Origin of the sequence: Janthinobacterium sp. SUN128 (genome assembly GCF_030587275.1) — a bacterium.
Lineage (GTDB): Bacteria > Pseudomonadota > Gammaproteobacteria > Burkholderiales > Burkholderiaceae_D > Janthinobacterium > Janthinobacterium lividum.
In genome coordinates, this window is sequence record NZ_JAPWHY010000001.1 from 3,660,280 (window position 1) to 3,684,247 (window position 23,968).

At 58.6% G+C, this 23,968-nt stretch carries 19 protein-coding genes; 8 read left to right on the top strand and 11 right to left on the bottom strand.

What is annotated here, in order from left to right; all coding sequences use genetic code 11:
* Positions 1 to 159 precede the first annotated feature (159 nt).
* From O3297_RS16540 to O3297_RS16550, 3 genes are read left to right on the top strand one after another with little or no spacing between them, the layout of a single operon-like run.
* Positions 160 to 1,377 (top strand): O-antigen ligase, encoded by a 1,218-nt coding sequence (locus O3297_RS16540; protein WP_070254276.1) that lies wholly within the window; start codon positions 160 to 162, stop codon positions 1,375 to 1,377.
* Between the two features lie 46 nt (positions 1,378 to 1,423).
* Positions 1,424 to 3,157: a lipid A export permease/ATP-binding protein MsbA gene (msbA, locus tag O3297_RS16545; RefSeq protein ID WP_092608106.1), complete on the top strand. Its 1,734-nt coding sequence runs from the start codon at positions 1,424 to 1,426 to the stop codon at positions 3,155 to 3,157.
* Between the two features lie 35 nt (positions 3,158 to 3,192).
* Positions 3,193 to 4,293, top strand: a complete 1,101-nt coding sequence (locus tag O3297_RS16550) for a glycosyltransferase family 9 protein (protein WP_070254278.1) — start codon at positions 3,193 to 3,195, stop codon at positions 4,291 to 4,293.
* A gap of 15 nt (positions 4,294 to 4,308) precedes the next feature.
* Here the strand turns inward: O3297_RS16550 and O3297_RS16555 are convergent, their stop codons facing one another.
* The 4 genes from O3297_RS16555 to O3297_RS16570 all read right to left on the bottom strand — a co-directional run bounded on the left by O3297_RS16555 (position 4,309) and on the right by O3297_RS16570 (position 8,693).
* Positions 4,309 to 4,920, bottom strand: a complete 612-nt coding sequence (locus O3297_RS16555) for a response regulator transcription factor (protein ID WP_034786674.1) — start codon at positions 4,918 to 4,920, stop codon at positions 4,309 to 4,311.
* On the bottom strand, positions 4,907 to 6,502 hold the full coding sequence (locus O3297_RS16560) for an ATP-binding protein (protein WP_151096876.1): 1,596 nt from the start codon (positions 6,500 to 6,502) through the stop codon (positions 4,907 to 4,909). The genes O3297_RS16555 and O3297_RS16560 overlap by 14 nt, the downstream gene beginning before the upstream one ends.
* Before the next feature lie 119 nt (positions 6,503 to 6,621).
* Complete coding sequence (locus O3297_RS16565; RefSeq protein WP_305049198.1) at positions 6,622 to 8,010, bottom strand: ATP-binding protein; 1,389 nt, start codon at positions 8,008 to 8,010, stop codon at positions 6,622 to 6,624.
* Positions 8,007 to 8,693 carry a response regulator gene (locus O3297_RS16570; RefSeq protein ID WP_034786469.1) on the bottom strand — a complete coding sequence of 229 codons (687 nt, stop codon included), beginning with the start codon at positions 8,691 to 8,693 and terminating at the stop codon, positions 8,007 to 8,009. The genes O3297_RS16565 and O3297_RS16570 overlap by 4 nt, the downstream gene beginning before the upstream one ends.
* A gap of 157 nt (positions 8,694 to 8,850) precedes the next feature.
* Here O3297_RS16570 and O3297_RS16575 point away from each other — a divergent pair, with 157 nt between their 5' ends.
* From O3297_RS16575 to O3297_RS16590, 4 genes are all read left to right on the top strand, one after another.
* The gene (locus O3297_RS16575; protein ID WP_070254282.1) at positions 8,851 to 9,672 is read left to right on the top strand and encodes a MipA/OmpV family protein; all 822 of its coding nucleotides are present in this window, start codon (positions 8,851 to 8,853) and stop codon (positions 9,670 to 9,672) included.
* Positions 9,673 to 9,760: 88 nt separating this feature from the next.
* Positions 9,761 to 10,315: a universal stress protein gene (locus tag O3297_RS16580; protein WP_070281447.1), complete on the top strand. Its 555-nt coding sequence runs from the start codon at positions 9,761 to 9,763 to the stop codon at positions 10,313 to 10,315.
* Between the two features lie 46 nt (positions 10,316 to 10,361).
* On the top strand, positions 10,362 to 11,360 hold the full coding sequence (locus tag O3297_RS16585; protein ID WP_305049199.1) for a VirK/YbjX family protein: 999 nt from the start codon (positions 10,362 to 10,364) through the stop codon (positions 11,358 to 11,360).
* A 122-nt stretch (positions 11,361 to 11,482) separates the two neighbouring features.
* On the top strand, positions 11,483 to 11,713 hold the full coding sequence (locus O3297_RS16590) for a DUF6139 family protein (RefSeq protein WP_034786466.1): 231 nt from the start codon (positions 11,483 to 11,485) through the stop codon (positions 11,711 to 11,713).
* Positions 11,714 to 11,776: 63 nt separating this feature from the next.
* On the opposite strand, the gene dnaE is transcribed toward O3297_RS16590, so the two are convergent.
* Entirely contained in the window at positions 11,777 to 15,316 is a 3,540-nt protein-coding gene (gene dnaE, locus O3297_RS16595) for a DNA polymerase III subunit alpha (RefSeq protein ID WP_305049200.1), read from the bottom strand.
* Positions 15,317 to 15,529: 213 nt separating this feature from the next.
* Between dnaE and O3297_RS16600 the strand changes: the two genes are divergently transcribed.
* Positions 15,530 to 16,426, top strand: a complete 897-nt coding sequence (locus O3297_RS16600) for a sulfurtransferase (RefSeq protein WP_305049201.1) — start codon at positions 15,530 to 15,532, stop codon at positions 16,424 to 16,426.
* A gap of 37 nt (positions 16,427 to 16,463) precedes the next feature.
* Here O3297_RS16600 and O3297_RS16605 read toward each other — a convergent pair whose 3' ends face one another.
* The 6 genes from O3297_RS16605 to wecB form a co-directional block, all read right to left on the bottom strand.
* A complete protein-coding gene (locus O3297_RS16605) occupies positions 16,464 to 17,708 on the bottom strand; it encodes a lipopolysaccharide biosynthesis protein (RefSeq protein ID WP_305049202.1) in 1,245 nt (414 codons plus the stop codon).
* Positions 17,709 to 18,051: 343 nt separating this feature from the next.
* Positions 18,052 to 19,974: a nucleoside-diphosphate sugar epimerase/dehydratase gene (locus tag O3297_RS16610; protein WP_305049693.1), complete on the bottom strand. Its 1,923-nt coding sequence runs from the start codon at positions 19,972 to 19,974 to the stop codon at positions 18,052 to 18,054.
* Between the two features lie 105 nt (positions 19,975 to 20,079).
* Complete coding sequence (locus O3297_RS16615; protein ID WP_305049203.1) at positions 20,080 to 20,640, bottom strand: sugar transferase; 561 nt, start codon at positions 20,638 to 20,640, stop codon at positions 20,080 to 20,082.
* A gap of 1 nt (position 20,641) precedes the next feature.
* The gene (locus O3297_RS16620; RefSeq protein ID WP_305049204.1) at positions 20,642 to 21,592 is read right to left on the bottom strand and encodes an SDR family oxidoreductase; all 951 of its coding nucleotides are present in this window, start codon (positions 21,590 to 21,592) and stop codon (positions 20,642 to 20,644) included.
* A 6-nt stretch (positions 21,593 to 21,598) separates the two neighbouring features.
* Positions 21,599 to 22,825: a glycosyltransferase family 4 protein gene (locus O3297_RS16625; protein ID WP_305049205.1), complete on the bottom strand. Its 1,227-nt coding sequence runs from the start codon at positions 22,823 to 22,825 to the stop codon at positions 21,599 to 21,601.
* 8 nt (positions 22,826 to 22,833) lie between these two features.
* Positions 22,834 to 23,967: a non-hydrolyzing UDP-N-acetylglucosamine 2-epimerase gene (gene wecB / locus O3297_RS16630; RefSeq protein ID WP_305049206.1), complete on the bottom strand. Its 1,134-nt coding sequence runs from the start codon at positions 23,965 to 23,967 to the stop codon at positions 22,834 to 22,836.
* Position 23,968: the final 1 nt, after the last annotated feature.

Below are 23,968 nucleotides of genomic sequence, written 5' to 3' on the forward strand. Positions count from 1 at the left end.
ACCATGGTTTTTTTCATTTCCCCCTTGAGACCGCCTATATAGTTATCGAAGAGTAAATTCCCGGGTGCCGTTTTTGCTGCCCCCTTCGATTACAATGACGCCTACTTTATGTTGCTACAGTTGCCATAATGGCGACGTCGTGCGTTACCAAGGATATTCATGCTCGGCCTGACCTCTGTTTGTGTTTTTCTCTTTTCGGCATTGGCGCTGGCAGTCAACAGCGGATATTCCCTTGGCGCGCTGGTGCTGCTGCTGGCCAGCAGCTGGCTGCTGTGGAAACGCCCCCGTCTGAATCTGCAGCGCCGCGATTACCTGATGCTCGGCACGCTGCTGCTGTACTTCTTCATCTTTACCGCCAACATGCTGTATCACGCCGATCCGGCGCGCGAACTCGACATGCCCCTGCGGGCCCTGCTGGCCGCGCCCGTGCTGCTGCTGCTGATTGCCTATCCGCCGCGGCCGGAAGCGTGGTGGAGCGGTGTTGCCATTGGTGCCATCGGCGGCGCTGCACTGGCTTTTTGGCAATTCTTTGTCCATGACATTGCTCGTCCCCAAGCTGCCACGAGCAACGCCATCCATTATGGCAATGTGAGCATGCTGCTGGGCATGCTCTCGCTATGCGGCGTCACGTGGGCACGCGCGCAATCGCGCCAGCGCCTGTGGACAGTGCTGATGCTGTGCGGCTGCATCGCTGGCATTGCCGGTTCGATCATCAGCGGTAGCCGTGGCGGCTGGCTGGCATTGCCGATCTGTGTCTGCATCATCGCCCTGCATCATGCTAGAAAACACGGCAAACGTTACCTTTTCAGTGTCGCAGCCGCCTTTGTCGTATTCGGCACCCTCGTCTATGCCCTCCCCAACTCACCGGTCCGGGAGCGCAGCGTCGCCGCCATCAACGAACTGAACAGTTTCAATGATTCCGGCAACATATACTCTTCCGTTGGCCAACGCGTGGAAATGTGGCGCTCCGCGCTGCGCATGTCGGATGAAAACCTGTTGCTGGGCATCGGCCGCAATGGCTATCTGGCGCAAAAGCAGGAGCTGGCAGCCGAAGGCAAGATGAATGCCGTGGCGCGCGACTTCACGAATGCGCACAACGACTATATCGATTCGCTGGTCAAGCGCGGCATGCTGGGCCTGTTAGCATTGCTGGTGCTGTTTTTCCTCCCGCTGCGCTTGTTCACCCAGTCCCTGCGGGCGGCAGGACATGGACAAACGACACAACCCTATGCGCTGGCCGGCGTCATCCTGCTTTCCTGCTATATCACGTTCGGCTTGACGACGAACTCGCTCACCCTGAATATCGGCATCATCATGCTGGTCTTCCCGATGGTGATACTGTGGGCCATGCTGCGCCAGCAAGAACGCATTGCCTGAGCTTCCGCCTGACCGTTTTTGCTGTCCCCTGCAAGGAACCATACCGATGCTCACGCCCGACCTGAAGCGCCTCACCGCACTGCACGCGCCCTACAAGAAACACCTGGCCCTGGCCTTGCTGGCGATGGTCGTCACGGCGGCGACGGAACCGCTGCTGCCGTATGCGCTCAAGCTGCTGCTCGACAATGGCTTTGGCGGCAAGGTGAATTTTTCCTTCTGGCTCGTGCCGCTGATCGTCATCGGCATCTTCGCCATGCGCGGCGCGTCGACGTTTGCCAGCAGCTACCTGATGAGCTATGTCTCCACGCGCATCCTCAACGAGTTGCGGCGCAGGATGTTTGCCAGCATGCTCAACTTGCCCATCGACTTCTACAACACCCACACGGTGGGCAAAGTCATCAACTCCATCATGTTCGAAGTGCAGCAGATCATCGAGATGGTGACCAAGGTGTTTACGTCGATCGTGCGCTCCTCGCTGACCGTGCTGGGCCTGCTGGCGTGGCTGCTGTACCTGAACTGGGTGCTGACGCTGGTGACCCTGGTGCTGCTGCCCCTGCTGACCATCGTCGTGCGCACGACGGGCAAGCGCCTGAAAAAACTCAACCGCGACTCCCTGGCCGTCAACGCGGAGCTGACCCAGGTCATCGAGGAAACCACGCGCGCCCAGCAAGTGATCAAGATCTTCGGCGGCCAGGACTACGAAAAGTCGCGCTTCGAAGAGCGTGCCGAGCAATTGCGCCGCTACAGCATGCGCATGACCACCACTTTTTCCGCCACCGTCCCCATCACGCAGGTGATCACGGCCGCCGCCGTGGCCCTGGTCATCGTGATGGCCCTGTTCCAGTCGGAGCAGGGGCAGATCACGGTCGGCGGGTTTGTGTCCTTCATCACGGCCATGCTGATGCTGCTGACGCCCTTGAAGCAACTGGCCGAAGTCAACGGCCCCCTGCAGCGCGGCATGGCCGCCGCGGAAGAAGTCTTTTTGCTGATCGACAAGACGCCGGAGCGCACGGGCGGCCAGCCGCTCGCCGGGCGCAGCAAAGGCCGCATCGAGTTCAGGGACGTGAGCTTTGCCTATCCCGGACATCCGGAACCGGCGCTGCAACACATCGATCTGAGCATTGCGCCAGGACAAACGATCGCCTTTGTCGGCATGTCCGGCGGCGGCAAATCAACCCTGGTCAGCCTGCTGCCCGGCTTTTACTCGGCCAGCAGTGGCGAGATCTTGCTCGATGGGCAGAATATCGATACCATCGCCCTGACGAGCCTGCGCAGCCAGATCGCCATGGTCAGCCAGCAAGTCGTATTGTTCGACGATACCCTGGCCGCCAATATCGCGTATGGCGATGCGGCGCCGGACCGGCAACGCATCGAAGCGGCTGCGGCCGCCGCGTTCCTGTCGGACGTCATCGACGGCTTGCCCGACGGCCTGGAAACGCGCTTGGGCGACAACGGCTCGCGCCTGTCCGGCGGCCAGCGCCAGCGCGTGGCCATCGCCCGCGCGATCTACAAGGATGCGCCCATCCTGATCCTCGATGAAGCGACCTCGGCACTGGATACGGAAGCGGAACGGGCCGTGCAAGCGGCGCTGGAACATCTGATGCAAGGTAAAACCACCCTCGTTATTGCGCATCGGCTATCAACAATTGAACGTGCGGACCGTATCGTGGTATTGTCACATGGGAAAATAATGGAAACCGGCAGTCACCAGCAATTATTGGATGCCAACGGCGCCTATGCCAATCTGCATCGCCTGCAATTTTCCCAGCAAGTGGCTTGACACCATCGAATGAATACCTGAAATCGTACTGATACATGACGCCTTTGATTCCCGCCGAACTTCTACAAAAGTCGGACAAAATTCTTTTCATCGCCCATCTGGCGCTGGGAGACTTTACCTACCTGCAAAACGGTTTCCGCGCCTTCGCCGCGGCCTATCCCCATATTCAGATCCACCTGTGGGTCGACGAAGTGCGCCGCACGTCCGACGCGAAACAATGGGAAAGCCTGCGCACCTATTCGCTGTATGACTGGGTAGAGCAGTCTGGCCTGTTCGCCAAGGTGTACCGCAAGACCTACAGCCCGGCGCTCTACGAAGAGTCACTGCGCGAAGCCAAGGCGGAACACTATCCTGTCGTCGTGTCACTGGCCCACGTACGGCCACAGCAGTACGCGGATCTTGCCCGCGCGATCAGCCCGAACGGGCTGGTGATCGGCACGCGCAAGCCGTTCAGCCCACTGCGTCCCTGGCATTACCTGGCCTATCGCAAGATCGATGCCGTGCTGGCCTCGTATGCGGGACAGGATGCCGGCGAGCACCATATCAGCAGCGTGTATGCGGACTGGTTCCATCAATTGACGGGAATCGACATTCCCGTGGCCGAACGCTATCCCTTCGTGCACATTCCCGAGCAGGCGCTGCAGCAAGCGCAGGCGCAGCTGGCCACCTGGGGCTTTGCCCCGCGCCAGGGTCCGCTCGTACTCCTGAACCCGTTTGCCAAGTCGCACAAGCGCGGCTGGCCGCTGGAACGCATCGCCGAACTGATCGCGCGCATGCAAGCGATGCCGAAGTGGAAAAATGCCTGCTTCCTGATCAATGCCATGCCGCAGGAACTGGCCAAGGTCGATGCGGTCGTGCAGGCGCGTGGCTTGCCGCGCACGCAAGCCTTCAGCGCTGTCGACAACTTTTTCCAGCTGCCCGCCATGCTGGCGCAATGCGACCTGATCATTTCGGTGGAAACATCGATCATGCACCTGGCGAACGCCGTGCATGTGCCGGTGGTGGCATTGATGCGCAAGAAGAATCCGGAATGGGCGCCGTTCGACAGCGCCAACAGCACCGTCATCACGGTGGCGCGGCGCAGCGACTGGGTCAAGGCGATCTCGGTCGACCAGGTATTGCAGACCATCGCCTAGACAACGCTGCAGTGGCTAACCGGTGCCCAGCATGCTGATGCGCACCAAGTCGGCCACATTGTCGACGCCCAGCTTGTCCATCAGGCGCGCCTTGTGCACTTCCACCGTGCGCACGGAAATGCCCAGTGCCGGGGCGATATCTCGGTTGTGCTGGCCTGTTACCACCAGATGCATCACTTCCCGCTCGCGCGGCGTCAAGGCGCGCAGCAAGGCTTGCCCCTCCACCTGGCGCAGCAATTGGCCGCGCGCATGCGCCTCGCGCGAAAACGCTTCATCGATGGCTGCCAGCAACTTGTCGTGGTCAAACGGTTTTTCCAGGAAATCGCTGGCCTGCGCCTTGAAGGCCTGGCGTGCCAGGGCGACGTCGCCGTGTCCCGTGATAATGATGACGGGCAGCATGCATTTGAGCTCCAGCAAGCGGCGCTGCAGGCTCAGGCCATCCATGCCCGACATGCGGATATCGACCAGCAGGCAGCCAGCCCACTCGGGACGCCAGCTGTGCAGGAAATCCTCGCCGCAGGAAAACAGGGCCGTGCGGTAGCCGCGTATGCCCAGCAGCAAACCCAGCGCATCGCGCACGGCGGGATCGTCGTCGACGATAAACACCGTCAAATTACTTGTCACCATACTCTCCTGTAGCGGCCGCACTGGCGCGTGCCAGGGGCAGGACAAAACGAAAAATGCCATGCTTGCCCACTTCGGCCCATAACTGGCCGCCATGCGCTTCGACGATGCTGCGGCTGAGCACCAGCCCCAGACCCAGGCCGCTGGCCTTGCTCGAGACAAACGGTTCGAACAGGCGCGCCGCCAGGTTATTGGAAATGCCGGGGCCGCTATCTTCCACGGACAGGCGCAGCCGCCCGCCTTCGAGCCGCTCGGCCGAGACCGTGATGCGGCGCCGTCCGCGCGGCTGACCCATCACCGCATCCTGCGCATTGGCCAATAAATTACGTAACACCAGCTCGATTTGCAGGCGGTCGGCGTTGACGGCCAACGGCGACGGCGGCACCAGCACCAGTTCGATGCCATGTTCATGGAACAGCGGCGTGAACTGGCGCGCCATGCCCTCGATCAAGGCGCTCGCCTCCACCGCTTCAAGCTGCATCGCGCCCGTGCGGAAAAAGTCGCGCAGGCGGCGCACCACGTCCGCGGCGCGTCCCGATTCCACGATCATGTGCCCCACCGCGCCCTGCAGCAAGGCGCCCGTTTCGCCCCGCTCCAGCAAGTATTCGCACGCCTTGCCATAGGTCGACAAGGCCGTCAGCGGCTGGTTCAGCTCATGCGCGAGCGCGGCCGCCATCTCTCCTGCGGCCGCCAGGCGCATCGTGTGTTTCAGTTCGTCGGCCACCTGCCGCATCTCATCGACGACGATGCCGATAAAAAATCCCACCAGCGCCAGCACGGCATCGAGCAGTTGCAATTCATAAAACTGGATATCGACCGCATGCGTCCATTTCACCAGGGTGATAATGCACAGTTGCAATACAAACACGGCCAGCACGGCGCCATGCAATCCCTGGCGCGAGGCGGCCCAGATCACGGGGAGAAACAGGAAGTAGAAATGCTTGTATTCGGAACGCACGATGGAACCGAAGAGGCTCCACAGCACAAAACTGGCGAGTGCCAGATACGCCAGGGTTTCCCAGCGCCAGACGGCGGCATGCAGGCGCTCGCGCCCCCGTTCGCTGAACAGCACCCAGATCAGCGGCATCGACACCAGCATGCCGACCATGTCGCCGATGCCGAAACGCCAGACTGCCGTCCCCCATTCGCCGGCCGGGATGCGTCCCGTCAGCGACAGCAGGGAAATATAGCCGAGCGCATTGAGCACGGTGCCAAACAGCACGATGGCGACCCAGGCGCTCAGGCGGCGCCGGTTGTCGAAGATGTCGCTGCTGCTGAAACTGCGGCGCAAGACTGCGCCCATACTGCCATAGCCGAGCACCAGCCACGCCGAACAGAGCAAGGTCAGGGGCAAGCCTGCCGGCATGCCGCGCACCAGTACCTCGCCTGCCACCAGGGCGATAAACCACGGCAGCGCCGCCTTGCGGCCGTGGATCAGCCAAAATACCAGGCCCAGCGCGGGATCGGGATTCCAGGGGGTGATGTTCAGCCCGTACATCGGGTCGATATACGTGGCCCAGTCAAACAGCAGATACAAGCCGACAAAGGCGGGATACGGCAGGTAGCGGGACAGAAATAGGCGCATAACGGTGTTTTTTTAACTGTCCCGCATTATGCATCGCAAGCGTGCGCCACGCCATGCCAACTTGCGTTATAAGCACATGAAATAATTTTAATGCAATATCGCAAGGCACGCAGGCAGCGTCAGGCTTCGGCCAATGGCAAGCGCACTTCCACCAGCAAGCCCAGGCCGCCATTACCTCTGTGCAACTGAATCGTGCCGCCGTGCTGGCGCACGACGGAAGCTACGATGGACAAGCCCAGGCCGCTGCCTGGCTGCACTTGCTGCGGCGCGCGGAAAAAGCGGTCGAACACGCGTTCATACAGGGCCGGCGCGATGCCCGGCCCCTGATCGGCCACATGCAGCACGGCCTGGCCCCGCTCCGCATGCAGCGACACCGTCACGCTGCTGCCGCGTGGGCTGTACTTGATGGCGTTTTCCACCAGATTGTCGATCAGCGAGACCAGGCTCTCGCGCTGTCCGGCCACGTTGAGCGAAACGCTGGCTTGCAACTCGAGTTCGATATCGCCCGCCTGGGCCAGGCCGGACAAGGCCGCCAGCCGGTCTTGCAGCAAGGTATCGAGCGCCTGCCGCCGCGGCAACTCGCCCCCGCCCGCCTGCACTTCGCTGCGCGTCAGCTGCAGCAACTGGCCCACCAGGCGCGCGGCCCGGTTGCCGCTGTTCAAGATACCGTCCAGCAGCTCTTGCTGGCGTGCATCATGCGCCTGTCCCTGCAAAGCCTCGACATTCACGCGCATGGCCGCCAGCGGCGTGCGCAGCTCATGCGTGGCATCGGCGATGAAGCTGCGTTCGCGCGAGGCACTGGCATCGACCCGCTGCAGCAGGGCATTGATATTGTCGACCAGCGCCGCCAGTTCGCCATGCGGCGGCTTGAACGCCAGCGGACGCAAATCCTGCGGCCCGCGCGCCGCCACCTCCTGCGCCACCTTGCGCCACGGGCGCATGGCAAGGCGGATCGACAGCCAGGCCGGCACCAGCAGGAACGGTAGGCTGATCAGCAACGGCAGCAGGTAGTAGCCGCGTGAATTGATCGTGATGAAAAACTGCCAGGCGCCCCCCACCTCCAGCACGGTCACGCGGGTCCCCCCTTCGGCCAGGCTGCGGCTGCGCCAGGCCTGGCCCTTGATATACACCACTTCCATCTGCTCCGGGCCGGCGCTGCGGATGCCGCTGGGCGCATCGGGGGACTTGTAGACCAGCTTGCCTTCGCGCCAGACCAGGATGCGCGGCGCCAGTTCCGGCACCTGGCCCATTTCAAATTCCTCGCGCAAGGCTTCGTCGATGGCGCGCAAGCTTTGCTCCTGGCGCTGCGGCTGCTCGGCCAGGTTATCGGCCACGCTGATAATGGCGTGCAGGACGCCGCGGGTCACATTGCTCGCTTCGCCCGCGCCCTCGACCAGTACATACGCCACAGCCAGGCTCCACAGCACGGTCAGCATCAGCATTTGCGCGACCATCAGGCGGCGCACCAGGGTAGGCCGGCGCAGCATGGCCCAGAAACGCCCCATCATGCGCCAGCACCCGGCGGGGTGGATGTCTCGCCCTGCTGGTCGATGACATAGCCAACGCCGCGCACGGTACGGATATAACCTTCGCCTATCTTGCGGCGCAGGTTGCCCATATGCACATCCAGGGTATTGCTGGCATTGGCCAGCCCGCCGGGCAGGATGTGCTCTTCCAGCACGCGACGCGTGATGACCCGGTTTGCACGCATCAGCAAGGTCTTCAGCAGGGCATATTCACTGGCCGTGAGCTCCACGGGCCGGCCATGCACGCTGACCCTGCGCGTGGGCACTTGCAGCAGCAAGCCGCGCAATTCGATGGTATCGCCATCGAAGCCATAGCTGCGGCGGGCCAGGGCGCGCACGCGCGACAGCAGCTCGGCCAACACGAACGGCTTCACCAGGTAGTCATCGGCGCCACCGTCCAGGCCACGCAAGCGCTGTTCCAGCGTATCGCGGGCGCTGAGGATCAGCACCGGCAGGCGCGCCGCGCGCAGCCGGGCCAGCAAATCGAGGCCATCGCCATCGGGCAAGCCCAGGTCCAGCAGCACCAGTTCGCAACTGTCGTGCTCGATGCTGCGCGCCGCATCCTCCAGGCTGCGCACCCAGACCACTTGCATGCCCTGGTCGCGCAGGGCAATCCGCACGCCATTGCCCAGGTCCATATCGTCTTCAATCAGCAGTATCTTCATGGGGAGTATTAAACCACCGCAAGCTGAAGAATGGGTAAAGAAGCGCTCTTCATACAATCTTAATAAAAGGCTCATTTTTCCTTCATGGCAAGGATGGATACTGTCGGCTGTCAATCGAGCCACTCCGGACTCGGTTCTCCACCTGACGGAAAACTCCATGCACGCATCTACAACCTTGTTGACCTCGCTGGCACTGGCCTGCGGCCTGAGCTTGAATCCCCTGGCCGCCGCGGCGGCCGAACCGGCGGCGGAAAATGTCTTCACCATCGGCGGCGGCGTCGCTGCCGTGTCCAGCTATTCCGGCGCTGACAAGCTGTCGGCCTCGCCGCTGATCATCCTCGACTACGCCATGGCCAATGGCTTGTTCTTCAGCACTTCGCGCGGCATCGGTTATGGCGGCCAGGCAGGCCCCTTCAGCTACAGCGCCGCGCTGGGCTACCGCGGCAATCGCGAAGACCACAAGCGCAATGGTGCCAACGGTTGGGGCGGCAGCGATTATCTGAAGGGCATGGGCGAAGTCAAGGGCAACGCCAGCGCCCTGCTCAGCGCAGGCTATTCGCCCTTGCCGGGCCTGTCGTTGAGCGTGTCGAGCGACATTCCCCTGTCGAACCGCGAAAACGGCGCCAACGTGCATTTCGGCGCGACAGGCCAGATCTACGGCCGGGCCGATGCCAAGGGCGTGCAGCAAGACAGCGTGAACATCAGTGGCCAGCTGGGCTGGGGCGAGCGCAAGTACGTGCAGACCATGTATGGCGTGACGGCCACCCAGGCGGCGAATACTTCGTTCAAGCAATACACGCCCAAGGGCGGTTTCTATGAAGCACAGGCCACCATCAACTGGGAGCACCGCTTCGATGCGCGCTGGGGCATCAATACCCTGGTCGGCGTCGAGAGCCGCCTGGGCGACGCGGCCAAGAGCCCCATCGTGCAGCGCAAGACATCGCCGATCGGCGCCGTGTATGTCACCTACCGCTATTAAGACCGGGACGGCATAAGGGGAACCCGTACGCTGTTTCGCCAATTTACACAGGGGGGTGGCATGGATAACATGACATGGTTTTCCGACTATGGCCATCCCTTCCATGCATGCATCGCGCCTTGCCCCGCAACGTCACCGCGCCCCAGACAGCGCCGCGGGCGCGGGCGGCAAGCCGGGCCAGGATACCTTGCTGCTGCTCTTGCCCGTCAAGCGCGCCAGCGACATCATCTACGGCGCGCGCTACGCCAGGCGCTTGCAGGAATGGGGCATCCAGGTCAGCGTCAGCCTGCTGCACGTGACAGCGGCGCCACCGCGCCAGGCCGATGGCTTGCCCCGGCACAGCGCCGGCGCATGCCATGCGCTGGACCCGGCCACGCAGCAGATGATGCACGAGGCGGGTCTGTATCTGAGCCGTTCGCAGCTCGCCTTCAGCACGCATATTGTCGCCGGCGAGCTGCTGTTTACGATCCTCGATACGGCTGAACTGCTCGGCTGCCACGAAATCGTCCTGCCGGCCCTGCGGCACAGTCCCTGGCAGCGCCGCTTTGCCGGAGCGCTGGCACGCAGGCTGGCGCGCGCCACGCGTAGCGCCACGGTCTTGCTGGCCGATACCGACGGCATGAGCGGACCGCCGCCTGCCTGAAGCGCCGCCGGCGCCAGGCCCATCCACATACACATGGAACCCTTTGATGACACAAGCCATTACCCTGCACGCAGGCCTGAGCAATATGCCGCCAGGCATGTCACGCGTGCGCGAGCTGCTCAAGCTGCAATTGCGGGCACAGCTGCAGCGCCGGCAGACGCGCATCTGGCTGCAGCTGCTCAATTCCCATCCCGTGTTCCAGGACTTGCTGCAAGCCTATCCGCGCATGATGCACAAGGTGTACCGCCACTACCTGAGCACGAACCTGTCGTGCCGCCAGCGCGTCGCCTTGCTGGTCGAGCACTATCATTTCATCCTGCAACAAGGCTGGGGCAAGCTGATGACGCAGGCGGCGCGCGCGCCCGTGCGCCTGGGTACCGTACCGGGAAAATCGGGCGCACCCTACCACCTGCAGCTGTGTTCGCTACAACCGATGGACCGCGAAGGCGAGATGGTATTGCAGCTGGCACATGGCGATGACGTGATCTACTCGGTCGCCTTTACCTTCTTCGGTTCCCGCGCGCGCGCCAGCATGGGCGTGGGCATCGGTTGCATCCAGGGTCCGCGCGGTGCGGAAGGCTTGCGCCGCGTGCGCGAGGCCACGCGCGATCTGCATGGCATGCGCCCCAAGGCCCTGATGGTGCGCCTGGTGCGCCAGCTGGGACATGAACATGGCTGCCGCAACATGATACTTGTAGGTAACGCCAACCGCGCCGTCCACCATTCCGCCAAAAAGGGCCGTTTGTTCGCCGACTACAATGCCCTTTGGCAAGAACTTGGCGCCCAGGCACGCAAGGATGGCGATTTTGAGCTGCCATGCGAAAATCTGCCCCTGCCTGCACTGGAAGACATTCCGTCAAAAAAACGCTCGGAAGCACGCAAACGCCACGAACTGACGCTGGCCATGATCGGCAGCCTGCGTAGCGGCCTCGACGCCCATCGCAGCCCGCTGCAGGTCGCCACAGCAGGCACTGCGGCAGCCGCCAACGAGGCACGGCAAGCGGCCGATCTGGACGACGAAGACTACGCTTCCGCCGCCGCCTGAGCACCGCCCCTCCTCCTGCGGCACACGCTTCAACCCGTGCACGGCACAATCCTGTTACGCTAGCGCTATCGGTATGCACATGTGGTGCGCCGGTTCCCCCAACGCTTACTAGGAGGCAAGTCATGCGCGTAGACATCTACCGCCGGGCCGAGCACGACGGCATTTTTTCCTACCTCGCCGTGCCGGAAGGAAAGCTCATTCCGGAAGAAGTTACCAATACCGACTGGCAGCTGGAAGTACGCGCCAGCGAAGTGGCCGACGATGCCCAGGCCTTGCCCAACTACCATATCGAACAGCCGCACCAGCAGATCGCCGCCAAGGGCTATGCGATCACGGGCCTGAAAGACATGTAAACGAAAAAAGCCAAACCAGCGTGTCCGCGGTTTGGCTTTGTTGTATGCGCCGGGCGGTGCCGGTCAGTATTCGACCGCCACTTCTTGCGCACCCAGCATTTGCTCCAGCGCCATCTGCAACTCATCCGATGGCGCCACTTTCCACTCGTCGCCAAACTGCAGCACGCAACTGACGCCTTGCGGGCTGACCCGTGCGGCAATCGGCAAGCCCGTCTCGGCGCGGTGCGGCATGATCACCTCACGGATGCGCTTGGCGTCCAGGGTGGCCGGCAAGGTCAAGCCCAGCTGGCGGCCATACTGCACCCGCGCGGCGATGATGTCGAAGGCGCTCTCGGCGGTGATGCGCAAGCCGCCCGAAAAACGGTCTTCCGAGACCTTGCCCACGACGGCCAGGAATTCATCTTCCTTGAAGATTTTCCTGTTCGAGTCGAACAATTCGCCGTACACCGTCACTTCCACCGTGCCGCTCTTGTCGTCCAGGGTGACGATGAGGATCTTGCCGCGCTGCGTCATCTGCGTGCGCAAGCCCGTGATGACGCCCGCCATCATGCGCGGTTCGCGCGAGGGCGACAGTTCCGACAATTTCGTGCGCGCAAAACGGCGCGCCTCGGGCGCATACGAATCGAACAGGTGGCCGGACAGGTAGAAGCCCAGCGCGATCTTTTCTTCCGTCAGGCGCTGCTTATCCGTCCACACGGGCACCTTGACGTACTCGGGCGGCGCCACCATGTCGCTGTCGTCGCCGCCGAACAGGCTCACCTGGTTTGCCGCCTTGGCGGCCTGGTCGGCGCACTCCATGGCGAACGCCACGGACGCGAGCAGGATGGCGCGGTCGACCTTCAGGCAGTCGAAGGCGCCGCTGCGGATCAGGGATTCGATGGTGCGGCGGTTGATCTGCTTCTTGTCCACGCGCTTGCAGAAGTCGAACAGGCTCGTGAATGGCCCGCCCGCCTCGCGCGCGGCGATGATGGCTTCGATGGCGTTCTGGCCGGAACCTTTCACGGCGCCCAGGCCATAGCGGATCTGCGTGACTTTCTTGCCGCTCACGGACGGTGCCGCGCCGCTTGGCGTGAAGCGGTAGTCCGATTCGTTGATATCCGGCGGCAACAAGGTCAGCTTGCAGATTTCCAGCGAGTCTTCCACCAGGATCTTGATCTTGTCCGTGTCGTCCATGGCCAGCGACAAGTTGGCGGCCATGAAGGCGGCCGTATGGTGCGCTTTCAGGTAAGCCGTGTGGTACGACAGCAAGGCATAGGCGGCGGCGTGCGATTTGTTGAAACCGTAGCCGGCGAACTTTTCCATCAAGTCGAAGATCTCGTCGGCCTTTTCCGCCGTCAAGCCGTCTTTTGCGGCACCGGCGCGGAAGATCTCGCGGTGCTCGGCCATCTCTTCGGCTTTCTTTTTACCCATCGCGCGGCGCAGCATGTCGGCGCCGCCCAGCGAGTAGCCGCCGACGATCTGCGCCATCTGCATCACCTGCTCCTGATACACCATGATGCCGTAGGTTTCGGACAGAATCGATTCCGTGCGCGGATCGGGATAATCGAAGCGTTCGCCGTGCTTGCGCTTGCAGAAATCGGGAATCAGGTCCATCGGGCCCGGACGGTACAGCGCCACCAGCGCGATAATGTCTTCAAAGCGGTCGGGACGCGCATCTTTCAGCATGCCCTGCATGCCGCGCGACTCCAGCTGGAACACGGCCACGGTCTTGGCCTTGGTCAACAAGTCGTACGACGGCTTGTCGTTCAGCGGCAAGGTCGCCAGGTCGAAATTCGCCTGCGCCGGATCGAGCTGCTTGATATAGCGCACGGCGCGGTCGAGAATGGTGAGCGTGGTCAGGCCCAAAAAGTCGAACTTCACCAGGCCGACGGCTTCCACGTCATCCTTGTCGTACTGCGACACGACGCCGGAATCACCGCCCTGCGTGTACAGCGGGCAGAAATCCGTCAGCTTGCCCGGAGCGATCAGCACGCCCCCCGCGTGCATGCCGATATTGCGCGTGATGCCTTCGACTTGCTGCGCCAGGTCCAGCAGCTGCTTGACCTCTTCCTCGTTTTCCAGGCGCTCCTTGAGCAGCGGTTCCTCTTCGATGGCGTCGGCGATCGACACGGGTTTGCCCGGCTTGAACGGGATCAGCTTGGAGATGCCGTCGCAAAAGTTATAGCCGAAGTCCATCACGCGGCCCACGTCGCGGATCGCGCCCTTGGCCGCCATGGTACCGAAGGTGGCGATCTGCGAGACCGCCTCCTTGCCATACAAATCCTTGACGTGCTGGATGACGCGGTCGCGCCCTTCCTGGCAAAAGTCAATATCGAAGTCGGGCATCGAGACGCGTTCGGGATTCAGGAAGCGCTCGAACAGCAGGTTGTACTGCAATGGATCGAGGTCGGTAATGAGCAGCGAATACGCCACCAGCGAACCCGCCCCCGAACCGCGGCCCGGGCCGACGGGCACGCCGTTTTCCTTGGCCCACTGGATAAACTCGGCCACGATCAGGAAGTAGCCGGGGAATTTCATGTTGCAAATCGTGTCCGTCTCGAATTTCAAGCGCGACTCGTAGCGCGGGCGCTCCTTTTCACGGCGCTCGGGATCCGGATACAGCTGCAATAAGCGTTTTTCCAGGCCGGCCTGCGACTCGGCAACGAGGAACTGGTCGATCGTCATGCCGTCCGGCGTGGGGAAGTTCGGCAGCTGCGGCTTGCCCAGGGTCAGGGTCAGGTTGCAGCGCTTGGCGATTTCCACGGAATTGGCCAGCGCGGCCGGCAAGTCGGCGAACAGTTCGGCCATGTCGGCCTGCGACAGGAAGCGCTGGCTGTCATTGAAACGTTTCACGCGCTTGGCGTTGGCCAGCATTTCGCCTTCGGCGATACAGGTGCGGGCTTCGTGGGCAATAAATTCTTCAGGGGAAATGAATTGCACGGGATGGGTGGCCACCACAGGCAAACCCAGCTTGGCCGCCAGGGCCACCGCATGGCGTACCTGCGCCTCCTGGTTGGCCTGGCCGCCGCGCTGGATTTCGATATAGAAATGGCCGGGGAAAATCTCGGCCCAGCGCTGCGCATTGCGCTCGGCCAGGGCCAGGTTGCTATTCTCGATGGCCGTGCCGACATCGCCGAAATGCGCGCCCGACAGCACGATCAAGCCATTCGCCGCGCTTTCGCCCGGGTACAGGTCGTAGGTATTCGTCGCCAGCGCCTGCAGCCACTCGATGCGCAGTTCGGCGCGGCCCTTGTACTGGTTCGTCAGCCAGGCCGTCGACAGCAGTTCGCACAGCTGCAGATAGCCCATGCGGTTCTTCGCCAGCAGCAGCAGCCGCGACGGTTTTTCGCGGTTGTCGTCATTCGTGATCCACACGTCGACGCCGACGATGGGCTTGATGCCCTTGCCGCGCGCTTCCTTGTAGAACTTGACCATGCCAAACAGGTTCGACAGGTCGGTGACGGCCAGCGCCACCTGCTTGTCCTTCGCCGCCGCCTTGACCACGTCGTCGATGCGCACCAGGCCATCGACGATCGAGTACTCCGAGTGCACGCGCAAGTGGACGAAGGCAGGACCGGGCTGCATCGCTTGCTGTGAACCTGCCGGAGCGCCGGCCTCTTGCATTACCATTTCCATCCTGTGTACCGTTTCGTGCAAAATTCAATGGGGTCTATTCTACCGCGTCGCGGCCCCGGACCGGCGGTGCGGCCCTCGGTTGCGGGCAAGAAAATCCTGCCGTGCACAGCCCGCCGGCACGGCAAAACGTGGCTGGCCGGGTATCCTGCCTGGCCTGTCGGGCTTATAATATCGGCTGTTCAGTCTAACCCGATCGCCATCATGCAAGCCATCACCCCTGCCACACCCGCCGTTTCCGCCGCCGTCAGTGCGCCCGCCGCCACGTTTGTCAATATCGCCGCGTATAAATTCATCACGCTAGCCGATACGGAAGCCATGCGTCCCTTGTATCAGGAGCAATGCCTGGCGCTGGAACTGAAGGGCACGATCCTGCTGACGCCGGAAGGCATCAATATGTTCCTGTCGGGCACGCGCGCGCATATCGATGCCTTCCTCGCCTGGGTGCGCAGCGACGAGCGTCTGGCCGATCTGGAATGGAAGGAAAGCTTGTCGAACGAGCAATCGCACAAGCGCATGCTGGTCAAGCTGAAAAAAGAAATCATCACCATGCGCATGCCGCTGATCAAGCCGGAACTGGGCCGCGCCCCGTCCGTCGATGCGCATACGCTCAAGCGCTGGCTCGACGCCGGCGTCGACGATGCGGGCAAACCCGTGGTCATGATGGAAACGCGCAACGCCTTTGAAGTGGACGTGGGCACATTCAACAACACGCTTGATTACCGCATCGACAAATTTACGGAATTCCCGGCCGTGGCGGCCGCCCACAAGGATGAACTGGAAGGCAAGACTGTCGTCACCTTCTGCACGGGCGGCATCCGCTGCGAAAAGGCCGCCATCCACATGAAGGAAATCGGCTACGACAGCGTGTACCAGCTCGACGGTGGCATCCTGAAATATTTCGAGGAAGTGGGCGGCGAGCACTACACTGGCGACTGCTTCGTCTTCGACTACCGCACGGCGCTGAACCCGAAACTGGAACCGACGGAAACGGTGCAGTGTTTTGTCTGCCGCGCCGTCGTCACGCCTCGCCAGCAGCTGGCGCCGGAATATGTGTATGAGGTGTCTTGCCCGCATTGTTACGACAAGCACACCAAGTAAACCCGGCGCCTGTGGCGCGCGGGTATCCATCACCGGCTCAAGCAGCCGGTTTTTTTGGCAGGGATGCCACCCAATTACGACCAAGAATGAACAACCCGGATAATAGTACGCCGGCCAGGAAACTCATCATCAAGGCTGTCGACAGGCGCATTGCCGGATTTTCCGGCAAGCTCGGACCAGCAATGAAGCGGCTCTTTTCCAGGTAGACATTGATCGCAGTTTGATTATCGATAGTAATCTGGTTATATACTTCCTTGATCAGCTCTTCACTTAAATCCTTATTCTTGAAGACGCCCTCTTTGACACCCTCCAACGAGCGCAAAATCACCTCACCTGATTTGTTGTTATCGATTAGGACCTTGGCTTTGTCAAAGTACTCGCGCATGATCATCTTTTGTTTTTTCTCGCGTTCAAACTTGAGAATTGACTCATCGGCAGCCAATGCCTCGACCTCGGTCGACATCAGATGCGTAGCCGGCGACAGGTAGCGGGCATTCTCTTCGGTCACGCTCACAACTTGACGCATTCCTTGACCTGATGCATCAGGGTAACGACTGACGATCTGCTTCAGTACACCGCCCTGGCGACGATAACTTGCGAGCTTTTCCTTCAAATCGATAATCTGATTGTCCAATTCCGTGATCCGGGTGGAAAGTTCAGCATGCTTGAAGCGTAACGCATCGGAATAAATCACGTATACGATACTATCCATCGCATAACGTCCCAAGAACGAAACCACGGCTTGTGCATCGGCCGGACTGCTCGCTTCAAAGCTGATGCGTAGGCCAATGACATTATTCTCACTCTCCTTCGATGGCTCAAGCAACTCCTTGGCGTCCAGCTTGGTAAACGGGTATACCGGTTCGATTATTTTACCGATGCCATCCCGCGAGTAAAATGCCTTGCGCACTTCGCTGATCCCTGGCGCCCCCTCCAATTTACTTTGCACGACAAAATCGTTAAATCGCCCACTGGTACTATAAGCTGCGACATAACGCTTGAAATCGGCCAAAGCAATGCCGTTGGGCGCTTCTTTTTCCTTCGCCAAACGTAAATCCGACTTCTTCAGGGGAACAGGGATGGCATCGCCAAATTGCAAAAATCCATCACTGCGATATTTAGAGAGCAGCATCGAACCCGACACGCCAAGCACCATGACCAAGGCTGTACCACCCAGCAACAATTTGCGTCCTTGCCATAAAGCGGCAAAAACGTCGTTCCAGATAATAGGCTCATCATTGCTGCGCTTTTTAAATGCGCCCATTTCATCGAATCTTTTCATAAATTTACTTTATATTTCATTAAATAAACATCTCAGAGCCCCGGCGTGCGGCTGACTTATCACCGTAGGCAACTCCCTAAAAAGGTATTGCACTTGGCGGCTGAATACTATTGAAATCTGGTAAGGAACAGGACCTCACGAAATCGTACTACCTAGACAATCATCGATGTGGCGTGCATCTAGTAACTTCCCGTCAGAAAACACCTGCAGCACGCCGCACGATACAAGACAGTACGATAAGCTCACCGAGATTCATTCACAAATCTTATTGCAGTTAGTAACAGCTTAACTATCCAGGCCAACACAGTCTCTGTATGGCCGTATCGATCTCAACCGGCAAGTGTTACACAGGCTTGCTGCTCGGTGATGCGCGCCGGCTTTCGACCAGCCATATCAAATCTTCGATACCACACTGGGGGGCATACTCGGCAACTGCTCGCAGCAAGATGGCGCGCACCGCTTCATGGTCAAACTGGTCGCACGCCGTACGCATCTCATTGAGTAACGCCTCCAACTGGGGCCAGGCAATCTCAGCCTCCTGTGCACGCATGATCAATGGATGCTCCGTGCCTTCAACATTTTCGCCAATCAACAATTCTTCATACAGCTTTTCGCCAGGGCGCAGACCGACATGTTGAATTTCGATAGTCCCCTCCGGCGTCTGCTCCGTTTTCACTTCCATGCCACTCAGGTGCACCATCCGCTTCGCCAGATCCACGATCTTGACCGGATCGCCCATATCCAGCACAAAAACATCGCCGCCCTCACCCATCGCGCCGGCCTGCAACACCAGTTGCGCCGCCTCAGGAATAGTCATGAAATAGCGTGTTATTTCAGGATGTGTGATAGTGATCGGGCCACCGGCCAGGATTTGCTTGCGGAACAAGGGGACCACTGAACCAGACGAACCGAGCACATTGCCAAAACGCACCATACAAAAGCGTGTCTTGCTTTGCTGTCGGGCAAAAGCTTGCAAAATCAGCTCTGCCAGGCGCTTGGTGGATCCCATCACATTGGTCGGCCGCACGGCCTTGTCAGTCGAGATCAAGACGAAACATTTAACGTCGCTAGCCATTGCAGCCTTGGCAATGCTCAAGGTGCCAAAGACATTGTTACGTACACCTTCCACCGGATTATGCTCTACCAGTGGAACGTGCTTGTAAGCTGCGGCATGATAGACGGTATCGACCTCAAAGCTCCTCATGATATTCTGACACTTGGCCGTATCGAGTACCGAGCACAGGAATGGTAATATTTCTACATCCATGCCATGTGTATTTTTGCTCCCCTTCAACTCCTGCTTAATTGAATACAGTGCAAATTCTGACATCTCAAGCAAAATCAAGCGTTTAGGACGCAAATGGATAATCTGACGACACAGCTCCGATCCAATTGAACCACCCGCCCCGCTGACCAGAACCGTTTTCCCGGAAATACATCCCGATAACAAATTCGGGTTCGGCGCTACCTGGTCCCGCCCAAGCAAATCCTCAATCTCAATTTCACGCACATCCTGCAAGCGCCTCTCGCCGCTGACCAGACTGGCCACAGGCGGCGTAACCTTGACTTTGACCTTCAATAACTCCAGCTTGTTCAGAATTTCTTTTTGCTGGGCTTTCGTCATCGATGGCATCGCCAACAATACCTCCCGGATACCGGCCTTATGAATCAATTCCGGCAGCATCGATGAAGAATGAATCTTGACCCCCGCGATGGTCGCCCCTTTTAGTTCTTTCTTATCGTCAATAAATACAACGGGCAGATATTCCTTACTGGCCCGCAAGGCATTCGCCAACTGCGAACCTGCGCTGCCAGCGCCATAAATGGCGACACGCACTGCATCACGCTTAATTTCCGGCATCAATAGTACGCCGCGCACGAGGAAACGGCTGATGACAACATACATGATGGCCGTCACCCAATACATCGCGAAAACACCACGCGACAAACCCGACATATGTGTGGCAAACGCTGCCATTGCTACCAGCATGGCCACCGACAGGGTTACCCCAGCCACCACGACATAAATGATTTTCTGGTCGATGAAGCGGATCACCGCACGATACAAACCCAGGCGAATAAAGATGGGAATGGAGACGAGCGGTACTGCAAAGATGAGCCACAGGTAGTGGGCGAAAACTTCGCCCCTGGATGCATCGTATCGAAAATAGATTGCAAAACAGAAAATCAAAGGCAGAAAGATACAATCTGCGATTATCGCAATCATCTGCTTTTGAAAACGCGGCAAATCAAGGAAGGATTTCATTTTATTTTTTTGCTTAATGGAATGCATGCCGCTTAGGACGCATGCATTCGAATGGATAAAATAATAATTTTCACGCAAAAAAAACAGCTGTTCGGCACAGTAAAGTTAATGTGCAACACCGTCACGCCGAACCACTTTTAAAGCCGTTAATATTATTATCTTGACATCAAATAAAAAAGACTGGCGTGACATATACTCAACATCCAGTTTGACTTTCTCAGGAATGGGTAACTCATCGCGTCCATTCACCTGCGCCCAACCGGTCAGGCCCGGCAAGATGGCATCGACTCCATACTGCGTGCGCAAGGCAATCAAATCCTGCTGGTTAAACAAAGCAGGACGCGGTCCGACGAAACTCATATCGCCGACCAGTATGCTCCACAATTGCGGTAATTCATCAAGGCTAGATTTGCGCAGAAACGACCCTCCGGGTGTCAAGAATTGCTTCGGATCGGATAGCAAATGCGTCGCCACCGCCGGTGTATCGACGCGCATGGTACGAAATTTTGGCATCCGAAAAATCTTGTTACGCCGACCGACGCGGTCTGACCAATAAATGGCGGGCCCCTTGGAACTGAGTTTGACAAATATGGCGACTAGTCCGACCGGTATCAACAATACCAACATCACCATGAATGCCAGCAAAAAATCAAATAATCTCTTCATCTCAATCCTGTAATGATATAGCGCCCAAGAAATCCGATACCGTGTTGTCCAGCGCCTGCTGCATGCCAATGACAGGCGCCCATCCCAGCACCTGCTTGGTATGGCTGATATCGACTTGCAGCGATCCGAGTACACGACTCGCCTGCGCCGACTTCCCCAGCACCTTGGCAACGGCTTGCAACATGGCGTGTGGCACAGGCAACAGCCTTGGGCGTTTACCCATCGCACACGCAAGCATACGCAACAAGTCTGCGGTACTGACATCGTGATCGTCGGACACCATGAAGACGTGCCCTACAGCGCGGCTATCTTGGCTGCAGACAATAAGCAAGTCCGTCAGGCTATCAATCGAAACCATGCTGCGCCGGTTGCTCACGGCCCCCAAGGGTAATGGCCAGCCTTTTCTTACCAATTCCATCAGGCGCCGGAAATTCGCACGCACGCCAGGTCCATAAACAAGAGGCGGGCGGACAATCACCAACTCCATGCCACTTTGCAGGGCGAATTGCCGTAATGCCTGTTCGGCTTCAAGTTTTGACACGCCGTACGGATCGAGCGGCGCGGGTATATCGCTGCTGCAAAATGGTGTACCGTACGTTGCCTCGCCATTTACCTTCACACTGCTGACGAAAACAAAACGCTTGACGCCCATTTCCCAGGCTTGCCGCGCGAGATTCAGGCTGGCAGCGACATTCACCTCGCGGTAGGCACTCAGCGCATCAGCCTCCGTTTCGTGCATGACGTGTACGCGTGCCGCCAGATGTATGACTGCGGAGCAATTGGCGAGCGCGGCACGCCAATCAGTAGACGCGTTAAGCTCACCAACCTGCATTTGCCCCGGCAGGCAATTCTTGCGCACGGCACCAATAAAAGGAATTTTTCGCTCTTCCAAGGCGTGAGACAAGGCACTACCGACAAAACCGTTAGCACCGGTGATAAGTATTTTATGCATTTTTATTTAAGAACTGATTCCCGCCAAATTACGCAAATCATTTTCCAAGGTATCAATCAACATTTTTTTCGCAAATTGCGCTTCATAATAGGCTTTCCCCGCCGCTCCCATACTTTCGCGCTCCTCGCTGCTCAATCCTGCCAGACGTGCAACTGATGCAGCCAGGCCTTCCGCATCGCCCGCATTGCTGGCATAGCCAGCCTGCGCCTCCGTGACGACTAAGGCCCCCTCGCCGTCCAGCGCCGCGACAATAGGCAGGCCAGAGGACAGATAGGTCTGCAGCTTCCCCGGGATGGTCATCGCAAAAATATCATTGGCTTTCAACGTCACCAACAACGCATCTGCATGTGCAAAAAAAGACGGCATCCTCTCCAGCGCAAAACGCCCTGTCATGACAACAGTGTCGTGCAAACCATGCTGCACGATCTGCTCCTGCGCCCAGGTCGCCATGCGGCCATCCCCAACGATAATCCAGCGAATATCGCGACGCTCGCGCAACAATACTGCAGCCTTCAAAATGCAGGGGAAATCCTGTGCATCTCCGATATTTCCGGCAAAAACCACGTTAAACAAGTCTTCCCGGCGCGTCAATTCCGGCGCATGGGTCACTGCCCCATCATTAAAAAGATCTTCCGACCAGCTCGGAAAATACTTGATCTTGTCGGCATCGTCGCAATATCTTCCGATACCACTAATAAAGGATTTCGACTGCGCCAGTATCAAATCACAGTGGCGATAAATGAAACGTACCAGACCTCCCACCATCCGCAAGATCAATGGCGATTTCACCGCGCCCACTGCACTCAATGATTCGGGCCATAGATCCAGCACCCAAAACGCCAGCGGCGCCCGCTTGATCCATTTCATGAGAATGGCCGGCAAACCTACCGTGATAGGCGATGGCTCGTAACAGAAAATGACATCAAATTGTTGGCCCGACAGCTTGAAAGGACCAATCAGCGATGCGGATATAGCAAAACTCAAATAATTGAGCATCAGCTGTATCGGCCTTTTACCACGCGGTATCAGCGGTACCCGTATGACCTTGGCGCCGTGATAGTCGCGGTAGCGTTCAGGCGACCGCTTGAAGTCTTCGTGTATGCTGCCTTCAGGATAGTTGGGCATGCCCGTCAGCACGCTGACCTCATGCCCACGAGAGGTCAGATCGCGTACCAAGTCATTAATACGAAAGTTCTCTGGCCAAAAATATTGACTAACGATAAGTATTTTCACTATTTAACTTATCCAGCTTTATGCCATACCTTGCGATTCACGTAATCCGTGTAGCTATGGATAATGCGCACCACTTTGTCGGATACATTAGCAGCGCTGTAATCGTCAACGAGCTTCAAGTCACGTTTGTCGCCACGCGCTTGCGTATGTAGAATTGCCAGCGCCTGCAACACACGTCCAACGTCCAAGCCAGTCATCATGACCGCAGCCTCTTCCATTGCTTCCGGCCGCTCGTGCGCTTCGCGAATGTTCAATGCCGGGAAATTCAGAATCGAAGACTCTTCGCTGATGGTACCGCTATCCGACAAGACTGCCTTCGAACTGGCCTGCAATTTGACATAATCCTTAAAACCAAGCGGTTTTAACAGACGCACCAGCGGATGGAACGAGACCCCTTTGGCATCGACCTTCTTTTGCGTGCGCGGATGCGTCGACACAATAATGGGCAATTGATAGGTTTCTGCGACCGCATTCAATGTCGCGACCAGCTTACCGAAGTTAAGATCAGAATCGATGTTTTCTTCGCGGTGTGCGCTCACGACAAAGTATTGACCTTCCACCAAGTCAAGGCGGGCCACTACGTCGGAGGCATGGATGCCCGGCAAATAATGATGCAAGACTTCATACATCGGGCTGCCAGTCTTGATGATACGATCTGGCGGCAAGCCTTCACGTAACAGATATTCACGCGCAATACTGCTATACGTCAAATTGATGTCGGCAGTGTGATCGACAATCTTGCGATTAGTTTCTTCCGGTACGCGCTGGTCAAAGCAACGATTACCTGCTTCCATGTGGAAAATCGGAATCTTGCGGCGTTTTGCAGGAATGGCTGCCAAGCAACTATTGGTATCGCCTAGGATCAACATCGCATCGGGTTGCTCCTGTTCCAGTACTGCATCGACAGCAATAATCACTTTACCGATAGTTTCCGCAGCATTTGCGCCAGCTGCATTGAGGAAATGATCCGGCTTGCGTACTTCCAGATCCTGGAAAAAGATCTCGTTCAATTCATAGTCATAGTTTTGGCCAGTATGCGCAATCACATGATCACAATGTTGATCAAGCGCAGCCATCACGCGCGACAAACGAATAATCTCAGGGCGCGTGCCAACAACTGTTAATACTTTTAACTTTTTCATT

Coding starts and splice junctions, on each gene's coding strand:
- O3297_RS16540 (WP_070254276.1), top strand. CDS start 160: ATGCTCGGCCTGACCTCTGTTTGTGTTTTTCTCTTTTCGGCATTGGCG.
- msbA (WP_092608106.1), top strand. CDS start 1,424: ATGCTCACGCCCGACCTGAAGCGCCTCACCGCACTGCACGCGCCCTAC.
- O3297_RS16550 (WP_070254278.1), top strand. CDS start 3,193: ATGACGCCTTTGATTCCCGCCGAACTTCTACAAAAGTCGGACAAAATT.
- O3297_RS16555 (WP_034786674.1), bottom strand. CDS start 4,920: ATGGTGACAAGTAATTTGACGGTGTTTATCGTCGACGACGATCCCGCC.
- O3297_RS16560 (WP_151096876.1), bottom strand. CDS start 6,502: ATGCGCCTATTTCTGTCCCGCTACCTGCCGTATCCCGCCTTTGTCGGC.
- O3297_RS16565 (WP_305049198.1), bottom strand. CDS start 8,010: ATGATGGGGCGTTTCTGGGCCATGCTGCGCCGGCCTACCCTGGTGCGC.
- O3297_RS16570 (WP_034786469.1), bottom strand. CDS start 8,693: ATGAAGATACTGCTGATTGAAGACGATATGGACCTGGGCAATGGCGTG.
- O3297_RS16575 (WP_070254282.1), top strand. CDS start 8,851: ATGCACGCATCTACAACCTTGTTGACCTCGCTGGCACTGGCCTGCGGC.
- O3297_RS16580 (WP_070281447.1), top strand. CDS start 9,761: ATGGCCATCCCTTCCATGCATGCATCGCGCCTTGCCCCGCAACGTCAC.
- O3297_RS16585 (WP_305049199.1), top strand. CDS start 10,362: ATGACACAAGCCATTACCCTGCACGCAGGCCTGAGCAATATGCCGCCA.
- O3297_RS16590 (WP_034786466.1), top strand. CDS start 11,483: ATGCGCGTAGACATCTACCGCCGGGCCGAGCACGACGGCATTTTTTCC.
- dnaE (WP_305049200.1), bottom strand. CDS start 15,316: ATGCAAGAGGCCGGCGCTCCGGCAGGTTCACAGCAAGCGATGCAGCCC.
- O3297_RS16600 (WP_305049201.1), top strand. CDS start 15,530: ATGCAAGCCATCACCCCTGCCACACCCGCCGTTTCCGCCGCCGTCAGT.
- O3297_RS16605 (WP_305049202.1), bottom strand. CDS start 17,708: ATGAAAAGATTCGATGAAATGGGCGCATTTAAAAAGCGCAGCAATGAT.
- O3297_RS16610 (WP_305049693.1), bottom strand. CDS start 19,974: ATGAAATCCTTCCTTGATTTGCCGCGTTTTCAAAAGCAGATGATTGCG.
- O3297_RS16615 (WP_305049203.1), bottom strand. CDS start 20,640: ATGAAGAGATTATTTGATTTTTTGCTGGCATTCATGGTGATGTTGGTA.
- O3297_RS16620 (WP_305049204.1), bottom strand. CDS start 21,592: ATGCATAAAATACTTATCACCGGTGCTAACGGTTTTGTCGGTAGTGCC.
- wecB (WP_305049206.1), bottom strand. CDS start 23,967: ATGAAAAAGTTAAAAGTATTAACAGTTGTTGGCACGCGCCCTGAGATT.